The 15,290-nt window shown below is 55.7% G+C and carries 10 protein-coding genes; 8 read left to right on the top strand and 2 right to left on the bottom strand.

Features of this window, described 5'->3' with window-relative positions; genetic code table 11:
- Positions 1-142 precede the first annotated feature (142 nt).
- Together DPF_RS03995 and ispG are read right to left on the bottom strand one after the other, a co-directional pair.
- Positions 143-1,882 (bottom strand): proline--tRNA ligase, encoded by a 1,740-nt coding sequence (locus DPF_RS03995; RefSeq protein WP_069857590.1) that lies wholly within the window; start codon positions 1,880-1,882, stop codon positions 143-145.
- Positions 1,883-2,103: 221 nt separating this feature from the next.
- Positions 2,104-3,207: a flavodoxin-dependent (E)-4-hydroxy-3-methylbut-2-enyl-diphosphate synthase gene (gene ispG, locus DPF_RS03990; RefSeq protein ID WP_069857589.1), complete on the bottom strand. Its 1,104-nt coding sequence runs from the start codon at positions 3,205-3,207 to the stop codon at positions 2,104-2,106.
- A 400-nt stretch (positions 3,208-3,607) separates the two neighbouring features.
- On the opposite strand from ispG, the gene ychF reads away from it, so the two are divergent.
- The 8 genes from ychF (at position 3,608) to DPF_RS03950 (ending at position 15,237) form a co-directional block, all read left to right on the top strand.
- Positions 3,608-4,708 carry a redox-regulated ATPase YchF gene (gene ychF / locus DPF_RS03985; protein ID WP_069857588.1) on the top strand — a complete coding sequence of 367 codons (1,101 nt, stop codon included), beginning with the start codon at positions 3,608-3,610 and terminating at the stop codon, positions 4,706-4,708.
- 265 nt (positions 4,709-4,973) lie between these two features.
- Positions 4,974-8,528 (top strand): FAD-binding and (Fe-S)-binding domain-containing protein, encoded by a 3,555-nt coding sequence (locus DPF_RS03980; RefSeq protein ID WP_069857587.1) that lies wholly within the window; start codon positions 4,974-4,976, stop codon positions 8,526-8,528.
- Positions 8,529-8,663: 135 nt separating this feature from the next.
- Entirely contained in the window at positions 8,664-9,125 is a 462-nt protein-coding gene (ruvX, locus tag DPF_RS03975; protein WP_069857722.1) for a Holliday junction resolvase RuvX, read from the top strand.
- Positions 9,126-9,127: 2 nt separating this feature from the next.
- On the top strand, positions 9,128-10,177 hold the full coding sequence (gene mltG / locus DPF_RS03970; RefSeq protein WP_069857586.1) for an endolytic transglycosylase MltG: 1,050 nt from the start codon (positions 9,128-9,130) through the stop codon (positions 10,175-10,177).
- A 158-nt stretch (positions 10,178-10,335) separates the two neighbouring features.
- A complete protein-coding gene (locus DPF_RS03965; RefSeq protein ID WP_069857721.1) occupies positions 10,336-11,898 on the top strand; it encodes an ABC transporter substrate-binding protein in 1,563 nt (520 codons plus the stop codon).
- 245 nt (positions 11,899-12,143) lie between these two features.
- A complete protein-coding gene (locus DPF_RS03960; protein WP_069857585.1) occupies positions 12,144-13,121 on the top strand; it encodes an ABC transporter permease in 978 nt (325 codons plus the stop codon).
- Positions 13,122-14,039 carry an ABC transporter permease gene (locus tag DPF_RS03955; protein ID WP_069857584.1) on the top strand — a complete coding sequence of 306 codons (918 nt, stop codon included), beginning with the start codon at positions 13,122-13,124 and terminating at the stop codon, positions 14,037-14,039.
- A 226-nt stretch (positions 14,040-14,265) separates the two neighbouring features.
- Positions 14,266-15,237, top strand: a complete 972-nt coding sequence (locus DPF_RS03950) for an ABC transporter ATP-binding protein (protein WP_069857583.1) — start codon at positions 14,266-14,268, stop codon at positions 15,235-15,237.
- Positions 15,238-15,290: the final 53 nt, after the last annotated feature.

Below are 15,290 nucleotides of genomic sequence, written 5' to 3'. Positions count from 1 at the left end.
CGCCCGGACTCTGAACCAAACAGAAGTCCGGGCGATACATGTTGTTTCCATGACAACCACCAGCAGGCAGGCCATCGCGCCCACTCCATCCCGCCGTGAAGGGGGAGGCCTCTTCCCTGGCCGGGCCAACCAGGGGCGCGATTTACGCCACCTCAAGCCCCCAGGACGCATACACTTCCTTGCGCCATGCCTCGAATCCCTGCTGGAAACCTTCCAGGGGCAATTCCATTTTTTCCCCTGTCTTGCGGTTCTTGGCCTCAATGATCCCATTGGTGAGGCCTTTCTTGCCCAGAACAAGCTGCATGGGTGCGCCCATGAGATCGGCGTCCTTGAACTTGATTCCTGGACGCTCCTTGCGATCGTCCAGGAGTACCTCAACGCCCATGTTCTCCAGCACATCATGCAGTTCAACGGCCTTGGCCCTGAGGTCATCGTCCTTGGCCCCGGTCAGGGCCAGCAGAGAGACCTCAAAGGGAGCAATGGAAGGCGGAAACATCATCCCGTGCTCGTCATGGTTCTGCTCGATGGCCGCGGCAACCACCCGACTGACCCCGATGCCGTAACACCCCATGATCATGGGCTTTTCCTTGCCGTTTTCATCCAGATAACACGCATTCATGGATTCACTGTACTTGGTACCCAGTTTGAAAACATGGCCCACCTCAATCCCCTTGGGCAGGGTGATGGGAGCCCCGCACCGGGGACAGACATCCTGATCCGTAATCTGTCTGAGATCGGCATACCCGGTCAGCTTGACATCCCGGGCAATGTCCACGTGCATGACGTGGGTATCTTTCTTGTTGGCGCCCGCTATCCAGTCCGTGGCGGTTCGAACTTCAAAATCCGCATAGATTTTGTCTACCTTCAGCCCCACAGGTCCGGCAAAGCCCACCGGAGCCTGGGTCCACTCCTCAACCTGTTTGGCACTGGCCATTTGGCAGACATCACCGCCGAGCAGAGTCTTCAACTTGCACTCGTTGACCTCCCGATCCCCGCGCACCAGCACGGCAACGGATTCGCCATCAATGTCGTAAAGTAGGGTTTTGAGAATACGCTGGGGGTCAACACCCAGAAACGCTGCCACCTCGTCCACGGCATGCTTGCCGGGGGTGGCCACCTCTACCATGTCCTGGCTGCAGGCCGAACAAGCGTCCCCGGCAACACAGGTGACCTCTGCCTTTTCCAGATTGGCTGCGTAATCACACTGGGTGCACACGGCAATGGTGTCTTCCCCGGTATCGGCCAGAACCATGAATTCGTGGGAATAACTTCCCCCAATGGATCCCGTATCCGCTTCAACCGGCCGGAATTCCAGACCAATGCGTGAGAAAATGGCCACATAGGCCTCGTACATTCTCGCATAGCTCTGGTTGGCTCCGTCCTCATTTGCGTCAAAGGAATACCCGTCCTTCATGACAAACTCCCGACCACGCATCAAACCGAACCTGGGCCGGATTTCATCCCTGAACTTGGTTTGAATCTGATAGAGGTTCAACGGCAATTGCTTGTAGGAACGCACCTCTCCCCGGATGAGATCGGTGACCACTTCCTCGTGGGTGGGCCCCAGGCAGTAATCCCGGCCATGCCGATCCTTGAAACGCAGGAGTTCCTTGCCGTAAAATTCCCAACGGCCTGTTTCCTGCCAAAGGTCGGCGGGCTGGACCATGGGCATGAGAACCTCCAGGGCTCCTGCCCGGTCCATCTCTTCGCGCACGATCTTGGCGACCTTGTTCACGGCCCGTAGACCCAGGGGCAGGTAGGTATACATCCCCGACGTCAGCTTGCGGATCATGCCTGCCCGCAAGAGCAGTTTGTGGCTGATGACCTCGGCCTCGGCCGGATCTTCCTTGAGAGTGGGGACATAGTATCCACTGAAAAGCATGGGTGATCTCCTTGTATGAAAAATGAAACCCTGTCGGGTGCAGCACATGCACGAAAACCGGACCCGTACCACCAGCCCGACAGCTTGGCCTACGCGTTGTTGCAACCGGTTTCTTTGTGATGTTCCTGCTGCTTGTCAATGCTGTTGACCATCACGGGCAGGCGGCCCGGACTCGGGGAAAACAGTCCCTGGCAGATGTTAAAACATACCCCGTGCAACCATTAGCGCTGCCCCGGGCCATGTTCGCCGGTCCGGGCCCTCTGGTCCAGAAATGTCTCCAGTTCCTGCAGAAACTCCGGTATCAGGTTGGCTTCGCCCTTGATCTTGCGTACGATCCTGCCTTTTCGAAAAATAATCCCGCAATCCCGGCCACCGGCAATGCCGATATCGGCTTCCCTGGCCTCGCCAGGGCCGTTGACCACACACCCCATGACCGCCACGGTGAACACGTCGGTCACGTGCATAAGCCGCTTTTCAACAGCTGTTGCCAGGCCGATCAGATCCACCTCGGTCCGCCCGCAACTGGGACAGGAAACAATCTCCGGACCGCGCTGCCGGATCCCCAGGGAACGCAGGATTTCCCAGGCAACGAGCATTTCGTCCACTGGATCTCCGGTAAGGGAGACGCGCAGGGTGTCACCTATTCCCTGAGCAAGGAGCATACCCAGCCCGACCCCGGACTTCACGGCTCCCCGCAGCGGTGTCCCGGCCTCGGTCACCCCGATGTGCAGGGGATAGTCCACCTTGTCGCTCATGATCCGGTAGGCGTCCACGGTGGAAAGGACCGAAGACGATTTGAGAGAAATCTTGATTTGATCAAATCCCCGTTCTTCAAGCAGCCGTACATGACGCATGGCCGATTGGACCATGGCCTCGGGCGTGGGGCCGCCAAAAGTTGCCAGCAGATCCTTTTCCACGGAACCGCTGTTGACCCCGATGCGGATGGGCACATGGTGGGCCTTGGCCGCGTCAACAACCATGTCCACATGGTCCTTGCCCCCGATGTTCCCGGGATTGATGCGCAACCCGTCCACCCCGGCCTCCATGGCCGAGATGGCCAGCCGGTGGTCAAAATGAATATCTGCAATAAGAGGTACTTCTGCCGCCTCTTTAATGGCACGCAGACATAAAGCGGCCTCGGCATCAAGCACGGCCAGCCGCACGATCTCGCACCCGGCCTTGGCCAGGGCATGGATCTGGGCCAGCGTGGCCTGAACATCCCGGGTGTCCGTGTTGGTCATGCTCTGAACCCGGACAGGATTGTTCCCGCCAATGCCCACATTGCCCACAAACACGGTTCGTGTCGGTTTCCGTGAAATATGCATGAAGGACCCCTGTGGTGGTTTCTTTACAACAGATTGGACTGACAATCCCCGCCACTCCAACTGCCTCAACCATGCCGACATCCCCGGCAAAACAGGGCGAAGAAGCGCATCTCGTCGGCCATGGCAACTTGGAACAAACGTCATCAAATCAGGCTTTGGTAATGGATTTGCCCCACCATGTACAGACCGGGCTCCAGAGGACTTCCGGGACACCGCGGATTTTCTCTTGACGACCCCTTTGGTTGTGCTCCAGAAAGATATGTTTTAGTCTTCAAAACTATACACCCGTTCCGAACGTTTCCTTTCCCGTGTGCACCCTTTCCGTCAGGACCTCGGGCATTGTCATGAAGCACGCAACCATGCCGGATACGGGTTGTCCCTCATCAAGGAGCATCCATTCATGTCATTGAGTATTGGAATCGTCGGTCTTCCCAACGTGGGCAAGTCGACCATTTTCAACGCCCTGACCAGGGCCCAGAACGCAGAAAGTGCCAACTACCCCTTTTGCACCATTGAACCCAACAAGGCGGTGGTACCTGTTCCCGACGACCGCCTCCAGGCACTGGCCAGGCTGGTCAATCCGGAAAAGATCGTCCATGCCACCGTGGACTTCATCGACATCGCCGGCCTGGTGGCCGGGGCGAGCAAGGGCGAAGGATTGGGCAACAAATTTCTGGGCAATATCAGGGAGACCCAAGCCATCCTTCATGTTGTCCGGTGTTTTGAAAACGATGACATCGTTCATGTGGACGGGTCCATCGACCCCATCCGGGATATCGACATCATTGAAACCGAACTGATCATGGCTGATTTGCAGATGGTGGAAAACCGCATTTCCCGTCTGGAAAAGCAGGTCAAGGGTGACAAGAAACTCATGCCCGTCCTGGCCATGTGCCAGCAATTGGAAGCACACCTGGCAACGGGCAAGCCCGCAGCAACCTTTCCCCTCAAGGATGATGAAACCCTTGAATCCGCGTTTGGGGAACTGGGACTCATCTCGGCCAAGCCGGTCATCTACGCCATGAACGTGGACGAGGATGCCCTTGCCCAGAACAACGAGCATGTGTCCCGTGTACGGGAACTGGCCGGACAACGCGGGTGCGCCTGCATCAAGGTCTCGGCCAAGATGGAAGAGGAACTTGCGGGTCTGGACGAAGACGAGCGCGCTGAATTTCTGGAGTCTTACGGGGTGACCCAAAGCGGTCTGGAACAGGTCATCCACACCGGATACGCCACCCTCGGCCTGATCAGCTACTTCACGGCCGGACCCAAGGAGGTCAAGGCATGGACCATCCGCAAGGGCTGGAAAGCCCCCCAGGCAGCCGGCGTCATCCACACGGATTTTGAACGCGGTTTCATCCGGGCGGAAATCATCGCCTATGACGACTATGTTGCCAACGGGTCCGAAGCTGCCTGCCGATCCAAGGGAGTGCTTCGGGTGGAAGGCAAGGAATACGTGGTCAAAGATGGAGACGTTGTTCATTTCCTCTTTAATGTGTAATAAAGTGGGCAGTACACAGTACACACGAAGTACACAGGGATGAAAAAGACGATTTTCAGTGTTTATCGTCACCTCGTTTCTGACCTGCACGAATTATCTCCCCAAAAACGGATGAACGGATAATCCACATTAAAAACAATATGTTCTCCCTGCGCCCTGCGTACTGCGTACTGTGCACTCAAGTACTGCGCACTAAAGCACTGTGCACTAAAGCACTGCGCACCTTCTTCTCCTTCATCCTAACCTTTAACCCTTACAACTAAAAATGCCCCAACGCGGACCCCACATATCCCTGGCCCCGGAACGACTGGTCAAACGTGTCCTTGGCATTCCTCTGGAAGAATTCCAGACCTGGCCTGAATATCTTCAGGAACTGGCCCTGTCCCTTGCAGAAGAACTGTTCATGATTCGGTACAATCCCTTTATTCCCGCTGAAAACGTCCATGCCAGCGTCATGGACCGGCTCAAACGGGAAAAAGGGGCATTGTCTCCGGAATATTTCCATGACCTGTCCACGTGTCTGCAAGGCTATTGGGACCGGTTTGACCAGGATCGCAAATTCACGGCCAAACTGCTCAAGCGGATGAGTTCCATTCTGTCCAGAGATCAGATTTCCACCTCGCCCCACACCCTGGTGGAATGTTCCACCGATGCCACGGATCTGCGCATGGAGCTGCCGGCCATGGTCGTGTTCCCCGAGACCACGGAGCAGATCCAGAAGATTGTCCGACTGGCCAACGAGCTCGGCTTTGCCATTGTCCCCCGGGGCGGGGGGTCAGGACTGACCGGTGGTGCGGTCCCTGCCAAATGGCGGACCGTTGTGTTGAGCATGACCAGGTTCAACAAAATCCTTTCCGTGGACACGGAGAAAAAATGCATCTGTGCCCAGACCGGTGTTCTCACGCTGCACGCAGGCCAGGAAGCCGCCAAACACGGCATGCTCTTCACCGTGGACCCGGCTTCCAAGGCAGCCTCCTCCCTGGGCGGCAACCTGTCGGAAAATGCTGGTGGCCCCTTTGCCTTTGAATACGGCACAACCATCGACAACGTGCTCAGCTACACCATGGTCACCCCCTCGGGAGAGTGCATCCGGATCAGGCGCAAGAACCATCCCGGCCACAAGATCTTCCCCCATGAAACAGCCATTTTTGAAATCAGGGATGAACGGGACGAAATACGGGAGACCATTTCCCTGCGTGGGGACAAAATCCGGGCCGCAGGTCTGGGCAAGGACGTGACCAACAAATACCTGGGAGGCCTTCCCGGCATCCAGAAGGAAGGAGTGGACGGGATCATTACCGAAGCCTGTTTCACCCTGCATCCCCAGCAGGATCATTTTCGGGTCCTGTGTCTGGAATTCTTTGGCTCCTCCATGCGCAACGCCTCCCTGGTCATCCAGAGCGTGGTCGCCCTGCGCGACACCATCCGCAAGGAAGGGGACAAGGTCAAAATCTCGGCCATGGAAGAATTCGGTACCAAGTATGTCCAGGCCATTGATTACCGGAAAAAATCATCCAGGTTCGAGGGCGCGCCCATTTCGGTACTGATCATTCAGCTTGATTCTGATGACGAAGCGGCTCTGGACAAGGCCATGCAGGAAATCGTCCATATCACCGATCCTTTTGACAACGTGGATATCTTTGTTGCCAGGGACGAAAAAGAAGCCGAACGGTTCTGGCACGACCGCCATCAGCTCAGTGCCATTTCCAAACGTACCAGCGGCTTCAAAATCAATGAGGACGTTGTCCTGCCCCTTGCCGTCATTCCGGAATTTTCCGACTATATTGAAGAGATCAACCTCCACTATCTGGCCAGGGCCTACCGCAAGGCACTGCAGCAGGTCACCACGCTGGAAGGAGTCGAGGTGGACGACGGATTCATCCAGATGGAACTGGGCGTAACCACGGACATCCTCAAGGAAAAAACAACCACTGCGGACATCTCCGAACAGGAACTGGAGCTCCAGGTCTTTTACTTTTTCCAGCATCTGAAAAACAAATATACGCAGATCCAGGACAAGCTGGACAGGATTTTCGAGGACATGACCGGGACCCGGATCATCGTGGCCAACCATATGCACGCCGGAGACGGTAACTGCCATGTGAACCTGCCGGTCAATTCAAATGATCCCCAAATGCTTGCCCTGGCCGAAGAGGCCGTGGTCAAGGTGACCCGCAAAGTCATTGAACTCGGTGGCGTGGTCTCGGGCGAACACGGCATAGGGATCACCAAGATCCCCTTTTTGCAGGAAGAAAAAATCATCGCCCTCAAGGGCTACAAGCGCAAGGTGGATCCCAACAATGTGTTCAATCCCGGCAAACTGACCCAGCGCGAGCTGGTGGTCCTGCCGTATACCTTTTCCTTCAACCGGCTCATCAAGGACATCAACAAGACGGCCATCCCGGGCAAGGATCGACTGATCAGCCTTCTGGTCGATATCCAGACATGCACCCGGTGCGGCAAGTGCAAGCAGGTCTGTCCCATGTTTCAGCCGGAAGCGGGATTGCTTTTCCATCCCAGGAACAAGAACATTGCCCTGGGCGCCCTTATTGAGGCCATTTACTATTCCCAGCTGCACACGGGTGAACCGGACAAGAAGCTGCTGGACCAGCTCCGACAGATCATGGATCATTGCACGGCCTGCGGCAAATGCACAGCCGTCTGCCCGGTCAAGATCCACACCAGTGACGTAACTCTGCACATGCGGGCCTACCTGAATGAAAAGGGAGCCGGAGGGCATCCGTTCAAGGCCCAGGTTCTCACATTGCTGAGCAAAAATCCCCAGAAGGTGCTTCCCATGGCCGCCCGGGCAGTCAGTGTGGGCCAGGCCATCCAAAACAAGGTGGTGAACCGGATTCCGGATGCATGGAAACAACGTATGGCCAATCCCCTGTTCACGGGCAAGGGGCCAAAACTGGATTTCACCAACCTCGCTCAGGAACTGGGGTTGAAAAAGGGAACCATCTTCCTCCCCCATGCCAATTCCTCCCAACCCCTGGAAACGGTATTTTATTTTCCGGGATGCGGAGCAGGCCTCTTCTACCCGTCCATTGCCGTTGCCGGGACATACCTGTTGCTCAAGGCAGGCGTTGGCGTGGCCCTTCCTCCGGTCCACCTGTGTTGCGGATATCCCCTGCTGGCGGCCGGACACAAGGAGGAGGCCCAGAAAATGGGACGGGAAAACCGGGAGGTCATCCACAAAACCATGGCCCGACTCGCCGACATGGGCCATGCCTGCACCTTTTTTCTGACATCCTGCGGCACCTGCCGGGAAGGAACCCAGGAATACCGGCTACGCCCTGGAGAAGGCAAAAGCATCAGCCATCTTGATGTGGTCCAGTTCCTCATGGAACGGCTGGAAGGACCAGACACAACCAGGGACCAGGGCTCGCTCATCTATCATGCGGCCTGCCATCCCGAATGGATGGGCATGGACCCGGCCAAGGCAGGAACCATCTATGCCAAAGCCCTTGCAACCCAGGCAGGCTGTACCGTGCGCATAAGTCCGGGGTGTTGCGGAGAGTCCGGCATGGGAGCCATGACTTCGCCGGCCATTTACAACAAGATCCGCTCCAAGAAACAGCGTCAGCTGAATCAGGACCTCAAGGGCTATCCCGCAAACGGCCCCGTTGTGGTGGGCTGCCCGTCTTGCAAAATCGGGATCAAACGTTCCCTCATCCAGATGCACCGGGAGAACGAGGTCCTGCATACCCTTGAGTATCTGGCCCAGCTCCACGGGGGCACGCATTGGAAAAAGGAATTCCTCAAGGCCCTGGCACGGGCCAAGGTGATCAATGGCGCCAGGGTGCTGCAGGCATGAACCGGACCGGTAAAGACAATGCCCTGGGGACGCAGAAAACACGTGCTCCCCAGGTGACAGAAGAACCCCAACGCCATCCGGACCATGGATCCGCAAACAGTCAACCAAAAAACAGCATCCCGACTACAACGCATCATGACGTCCTCGACAATCCCTTCGCCCCGCTATCTGGGCATTGATTTCGGCCTCAAACGGGTCGGGCTGGCCGTGGCAGGGCCCAACAGCACCATGGTCTTTCCCTTGAAGACCATCTTCAGGACCACCAGAGCCGCCTTGTTCGAGGAGCTTCTCGGGATCATTGCCGAGGAAAACATCCAGGCCATTGTTCTTGGCCTGCCCCTGGACCTTGAAGGCAACGAACAGCTGATCACCAGACAGGTCAGAAATTTTGCCGCCAGTCTGGCCAGACGAGTGGCCCTACCCATCCATCTGGAAAACGAGGCACTGACATCCTTTGAGGCCAGAAATCGCCTTCATGAGGCCCGGGTTTTCGGAGCCCGCAGGAAAAACGTTCTGGACCAGATGGCAGCCGTGGCCATTCTGGAGTCCTTTTTAAGCCGTCACCATCATCACGGATCTCTTCACAGACCCCAATAGGCATGCATTCCTGTCGTCTCTCCCCGCTCCAGCGGTTTCTTCTCGTATTTCTCGGCGCCATGCTCCTGGCAGCGGGCGTCCTGTTGTATCAAGTCCACCACTTTCTGCATACCGCGCCCGAGCATCCCGGCACCCCCCTGGTCGTGCGCATATCTCCGGGCATGTCCTTTTCTGCCATTGCCGCCCTGCTCGAATCCAAGGGGATTGTTGTCGACCGGACACGATTCGCCCTTCTGGGCAGGTTCATGAACAAGGCAGGCTCGGTACGGGCCGGAGAATTCACCCTGCATACCGGATGGACTCCCATGCAAGTGCTGGAAGAACTTGGCCGGGGCAGGGATATTCTCTACCCGCTGACCATTCCGGAGGGGCTCACATGGTGGCAGACAGCCGATCTTGTTCAGGCGTCAGGCCTTGGAACGCGGCAAGGTTTTGCCCGAATCGTCAGCGACCGGGACTTCCTTGCCAGGTGGCATATCCCGGGAGACAATGCCGAAGGCTATCTCTTCCCCGAAACCTATCTCTTCCCCCGTGTCGCGATCACTACCCCGGGCAACACCCCCACCGAGCAGGATCTGGCCATTGCCAACCACCTTTTGGCCATGTTCCGGGAAAAGACAAAAGAACTCTTTCCGCCGGACATGTCCCCCGAAGCCATCCGGGATATTCTCACCCTGGCTTCTCTGGTGGAAAAGGAAACATCAAGGGATGACGAGCGTGCCCGCATCGCCGGGGTCTATGCCAATCGGCTCAGAAAAAACATGCGTCTCCAATGCGATCCAACCATCATCTATGGTATCGGCCCGGACTTTGACGGCAACCTGACGCGCAAGCATCTCCGTGATAGGTCCAATCCCTACAACACGTACATGCATCCGGGTCTTCCCCCCGGCCCCATCTGTTCTCCGGGGCTGGCCTCCATCAAGGCGGCTCTGCATCCTGAATCCCATACCTATCTCTATTTTGTGGCCAGGGGCGACGGCAGCCACGCCTTCAGCAGAACCCTCAGGGAGCACAACCAGTACGTACGCACCTACCAATTGCACAGATAGGGCCGCTGGTTGTACGCAAGACTTCACTGTGATCGGTGCTTAAAAAGCTGTTTGATTTTTCAGGGATCCAAGCGTATGTGACCAGATCGCAACAATCAATGACAGCCAAGGCTGATGAAGGAGTTTGTTTTCTCAACTTTTTTCTGGAGGTAGAATCCATGAAAAGATTGTCAACCCTATTGCTAACCGCTGCCCTGGTGCTTTCCATGGGCGCACTCTTTGCCGGGCAGGCCATGGCCGGTAAATCCATCAAGGTGGCGTTTGACGCTGACCCCGTTTCCCTGGACCCCCATGTTCAGCTTTCCGGTGGCATGCTCCAGTATTCCCACATGGTCTTTGACCCATTGATCCGCTGGACCCAGAAGATGACCTTTGAAGGCCGTCTGGCCACCAAGTGGGAACGTATCGACCCATTGACCGTGCGCTTTTACCTGCGCAAGGGCGTCAAGTTCCACTCAGGCAATCCCTTCACGGCCAAGGATGTGGCCTGGACTCTGGATCGTCTGAAAAAAAGTCAGGATTTCAAAGCACTTTTCGATCCGTTCACCAAGCCGGTGATTGTTGACGACTACACCATCGACATCAAGACCACCAAGCCCTATCCCCTGCTCCTGAACATGTGCACCTATATCTTCCCCATGGACAGCAAGTTCTACACCGGCACGGATGACAAGGGGCTGCCCAAGGATGCCATCGTCAAGACTCAGTATTCCTTTGCCAATATCAACGAGTCCGGGACCGGCAAGTATCAGGTCACCTTTCGTGAACAGGGCGTGAAGATGATCTTCACCAAGTTCCCCGAGTACTGGGACCAGACGGGCAATGTGGATGAAATCATCCTGACCCCCATCAAGAATGACGCCACCCGTGTGGCCGCCCTTCTTTCCGGTGATGTGGATTTTATCATGCCTGTTCCTCCCCAGGATTACGCCCGCATCAAGGGCAACAGCGATCTCAAGCTGGTAACCATGTCCGGCAGCCGGGTCATCACCTTTCAGTTAAACCAGAAAAGACGGCCCGAATTCCGCAACAAGAAGGTCCGTCAGGCCATGGTTTACGCAGTCAACAACGCCGGTATCGTCAAGAAGATCATGAAGGGTACGGCTTCTGTTGCCGCACAGCAGGCCCCCGAAGGATTTGCCGGCTACAAGGCCAACCTGACCCCCCGCTACGACCTGAACAAGGCCAAGCAGCTCATGCAGGAAGCCGGATACCCCAACGGATTTTCCTGCTCCATGATCGCCCCCAACAACCGGTACGTCAAAGACGAACAGATCGCCCAGGCTGTTGCGGCCATGCTCTCCAAGATCGGCATCAAGGTGAATCTGAAGACCATGCCCAAGGCCCAGTACTGGGATGAATTCGACGCCCAGGTTGCCGACATCCAGATGATCGGTTGGCATCCCGACACCGAGGATTCCTCCAACTACACCGAATTCCTGCTCATGTGTCCCAACAAGGAAACCGGCTTTGGCCAGTACAACAGCGGCAACTACTGCAACAAGCAGGTTGACGGGCTGATCATGCAGGCCATGACCGAAACCGACATGGCCAAGCGAAGCGCCCTGCTCCAGGAAGTTGAACAGATTCTCTATGATGATGCAGCCTATATCCCCCTGCACTGGCAGAATCTTTCCTGGGCCTCCAAGAAGCCTCTGATGATCGAACCCATTGTCAATGCCCAGAACTTCCCCTACTTCGGGGACCTGGTCGTCAAATAAAACCCGTATCCAACGGGGGCGGAGCCTGTTATGGGCTTTGCCCCCGCATGGAACAACACAATCCGCATTCAAGAAATGTGAGCATTGAAGAAATGGCATGCACTGACGGTAACGGCTTGTCTTTTCTCCAGGCTCTCACATTTCTGTGCGTATGCATTGTTGTTGGAACAACAAATCCTGCATAGTCTGTATCCTGTATCTGTTATCCCTTTTTTTCCCAATCCTACTACCCCGGACAGCATCTCATGTTTGCCTTCATAGTCCGACGCATCCTTCAGGCCGTGGTCGTCATGCTGATTATCAGCGTGATCGGTTTTGCCATCAAGCAGAACGTGGGTGACCCGGTACGCCAGCTTACCGGCATTTCCGTTTCCAAGGCTGAACGCGAAGCCCTGCGAGACCAGCTTGGTTTGAATGACCCCTTTCTCGTCCAGTATGGCCGATTCCTGGTCAATGCGGCCAAGGGAGATATCGGCCAATCCTATTTTTACAAGAAACCGGCCATGGAGGTCATCCTCAAAAAGGCCCCTGCAACCCTGGAACTGGTCTTGTGCAGTTCCATTCTCATCGTGCTGGTATCCATCCCGGTGGGCATCTATTCGGCCATCTATCCCAAACGTCTCTTTTCCCGATTTGCCATGAGCGGAAGCATTGTCGGGGTCTCCTTTCCCGTCTTTCTGACCGCCATCCTGCTTGTCTACATCTTTGCCATCAAATGGGGCGTGCTCCCCTCATACGGACGGGGTGAGACCGTGAACATCGGAGGATGGTGGGACACGGGCCTGCTCACCTTGGACGGGCTCAAACACCTGATCCTGCCGACTATTTCCCTGTCCTCCATCATGCTTCCCCTGTTCATTCGACTCATCCGCTCGGAGATGATGGAAGTCCTGCAGACCGATTACATCAAGTTTGCCTGGGCCAAGGGCCTTCACAGATGGCGGATCTGGTTCGTGCATGCATTCAAGAACACCCTGCTTCCGGTTATCACCGTGGGAGGAGTTCAGCTGGGCATGATGATCGCCTACACCATTCTCACGGAAACGGTTTTCCAGTGGCAAGGCATGGGCTTCATGTTTCTCGAGGCAGTGGAGCGTTCAGACACCTCACTGCTGGTAGCCTACCTCATCTTTGTGGGAGCCATTTTCGTGTGCGTGAACACGGTCATCGACATCATCTACGGCCTGGTCAATCCCATGGTCAGGATCACAGGAAGGTCATAAATGGGACGCCTCAAACAATTCAAAGAATCATATTTTCTCTACAGTTTTTTGCACGACAAGGTGGCCATCGTCAGTCTGGTCGTTTTGCTCGTCCTTTTGGTCATGGGCATAGGGGCCCCGTTTTTTGCACCGCATGATCCCTATGACACCACAACCATCGACATTCTGGATGCCGAAATCCCGCCGGTATGGCTCGAAGGCGGCAACCCCGCCTATACCTTGGGTACCGACGATCAGGGCCGTGATCTGTACAGCACCATGCTCTACGGTATGCGCATTTCCCTGTTCATCGGCATTGGCGCCGTGGGTATGCAGGCTGTACTGGGCATCATCCTGGGGCTCATGGCAGGATATTTCGGCGGCAAGATCGAATCTCTGCTCATGCGCATGGCCGATGTTCAGCTGTCCTTTTCCACCATGATGGTGGCCATCTTTTTGAGTGCCATTTTCCAGGCTGCCTTTGGGGTGGCCCGATTCGAGGAAATGGCCGTCCCCTTCCTGATCATGGTCATCGGACTTGCCGAATGGCCCCAATACGCCCGTACGGTCCGTGCCTCGGTTCTTGCGGAAAAGAAAAAGGAATACGTGGAAGCGGCCAGGGTCATCGGGTTTTCCCCCAGAAGGATCATGTGGCGGCACATCCTGCCCAACACCCTTTCCCCCATTCTGGTTATCTCCACGGTTCAGGTGGCCAATGCGGTCATGAGCGAAGCAGCCCTGTCCTTTCTAGGCCTTGGCATGCCCGTGACCAAACCATCCCTGGGCTCCCTGATCAATTCGGGATTCGAATACATCTTTTCGGGCTCCTGGTGGATCACCCTTTTCCCGGGCTTTCTCCTTGTTTTGCTCATTCTGGTCATCAATCTTCTGGGCGACTGGCTCAGGGACGTGCTCAACCCCAAACTGTACAAGGGATAAGAAAGTACGCAGCACACAGTGCGCAGTACGCAGTAAAAACCTTTTTTTTTGCTAATGATTCTCACAAATGTATTTTAAAATAGCATGCACAGGCATGATCCAGAACCAACTTTCATAATCAGTGCAGTTACTTCTGTGCCCTGCGCACTGCGCACTGCGTACTGCGCACTTTTTCATCCACTGTGCACTTTTCACCTAAAACTTAACACCTAAAACCGACTCCCCCATGTCCAAACTTCTTGAAGTCAAAAATCTGGTGGTCAAATTCGGTCTCCGTTTCGGTGACCTGACAGCCCTCAACGATATTTCCTTTTCCCTGGGTCGGGGCGAACGCATGGGGCTGGTGGGAGAATCCGGAGCAGGCAAGTCCGTGGCCGGGTTTTCCATCATCAACTTGATCAGCCAGCCCGGATTTATCGACTCCGGCGAAATATTCTTCGAGGGTGAGGAAATCAGCCACTATCCCCTGGAAAAAATGCGTGATCTGCGCGGCAACCGGATCAGCATGATCTTCCAGGACCCCATGATGACCCTCAACCCTGTCTTGACCATCGGCACCCAGATGGTGGAAACTATTCTGGCCCACAAGCATATGTCCCGGAAAGAAGCCGAGGCCATTGCCATTGAAAAGCTGAGCAATGTCTACATCCCTTCACCCGAAAAACGCCTTGGCCAGTATCCCCACGAAATGTCCGGTGGCATGCGCCAAAGAATCGTCATTGCCATTGCCCTGTTGACCAACCCGAGTCTGATCATCGCCGACGAGCCCACCACGGCCCTGGATGTAACCATCCAGGCCGAAATCATGGACCTTTTGCTTGAACTTTGTGACACCAAAAAGATGGGGCTCATCCTGATCACCCACGATCTGGGCGTGGTCTCCCAGGTAACCCAGAAGGTGGCGGTCATGTATGCGGGAAGAATCGTGGAAAAGGGGTTGACCGAAGACATTGTCCGCAATCCCAGACATCCATACACCCAGGGCCTGATCAGCGCCCTGCCCCAGAGCAAGCAACGGGGCAACCGCCTCAATCAGATTCCGGGGATGATGCCCAACTTGACCTCCATTCCCAAGGGATGCGCCTTCAACCCGCGATGTCCTTTGTGTGAGGATATCTGCAGGCAACGCGAGCCGGAACTTCATGCCTGTTCCGGTGGCAGGGGCATGGTGGCATGTCATCTGGTCAAAGAAGAATAACCATGTGCACGCGTGTAGTGCGCAACAACGTATCATGATTATTGTCCGATGCC

The sequence above is a fragment of the Desulfoplanes formicivorans genome (assembly GCF_001748225.1).
GTDB classification, from domain to species: domain Bacteria; phylum Desulfobacterota; class Desulfovibrionia; order Desulfovibrionales; family Desulfomicrobiaceae; genus Desulfoplanes; species Desulfoplanes formicivorans.
The sequence above is the reverse complement of the archived record's forward strand: the minus strand, read 5'-3'. Positions and strand labels throughout refer to the sequence as shown.

Excerpts from the sequence above, each read along its gene's own strand:
- DPF_RS03995 (WP_069857590.1), bottom strand. The coding sequence starts at position 1,882 with ATGCTTTTCAGTGGATACTATGTCCCCACTCTCAAGGAAGATCCGGCC.
- ispG (WP_069857589.1), bottom strand. The coding sequence starts at position 3,207 with ATGCATATTTCACGGAAACCGACACGAACCGTGTTTGTGGGCAATGTG.
- ychF (WP_069857588.1), top strand. The coding sequence starts at position 3,608 with ATGTCATTGAGTATTGGAATCGTCGGTCTTCCCAACGTGGGCAAGTCG.
- DPF_RS03980 (WP_069857587.1), top strand. The coding sequence starts at position 4,974 with ATGCCCCAACGCGGACCCCACATATCCCTGGCCCCGGAACGACTGGTC.
- ruvX (WP_069857722.1), top strand. The coding sequence starts at position 8,664 with ATGACGTCCTCGACAATCCCTTCGCCCCGCTATCTGGGCATTGATTTC.
- mltG (WP_069857586.1), top strand. The coding sequence starts at position 9,128 with ATGCATTCCTGTCGTCTCTCCCCGCTCCAGCGGTTTCTTCTCGTATTT.
- DPF_RS03965 (WP_069857721.1), top strand. The coding sequence starts at position 10,336 with ATGAAAAGATTGTCAACCCTATTGCTAACCGCTGCCCTGGTGCTTTCC.
- DPF_RS03960 (WP_069857585.1), top strand. The coding sequence starts at position 12,144 with ATGTTTGCCTTCATAGTCCGACGCATCCTTCAGGCCGTGGTCGTCATG.
- DPF_RS03955 (WP_069857584.1), top strand. The coding sequence starts at position 13,122 with ATGGGACGCCTCAAACAATTCAAAGAATCATATTTTCTCTACAGTTTT.
- DPF_RS03950 (WP_069857583.1), top strand. The coding sequence starts at position 14,266 with ATGTCCAAACTTCTTGAAGTCAAAAATCTGGTGGTCAAATTCGGTCTC.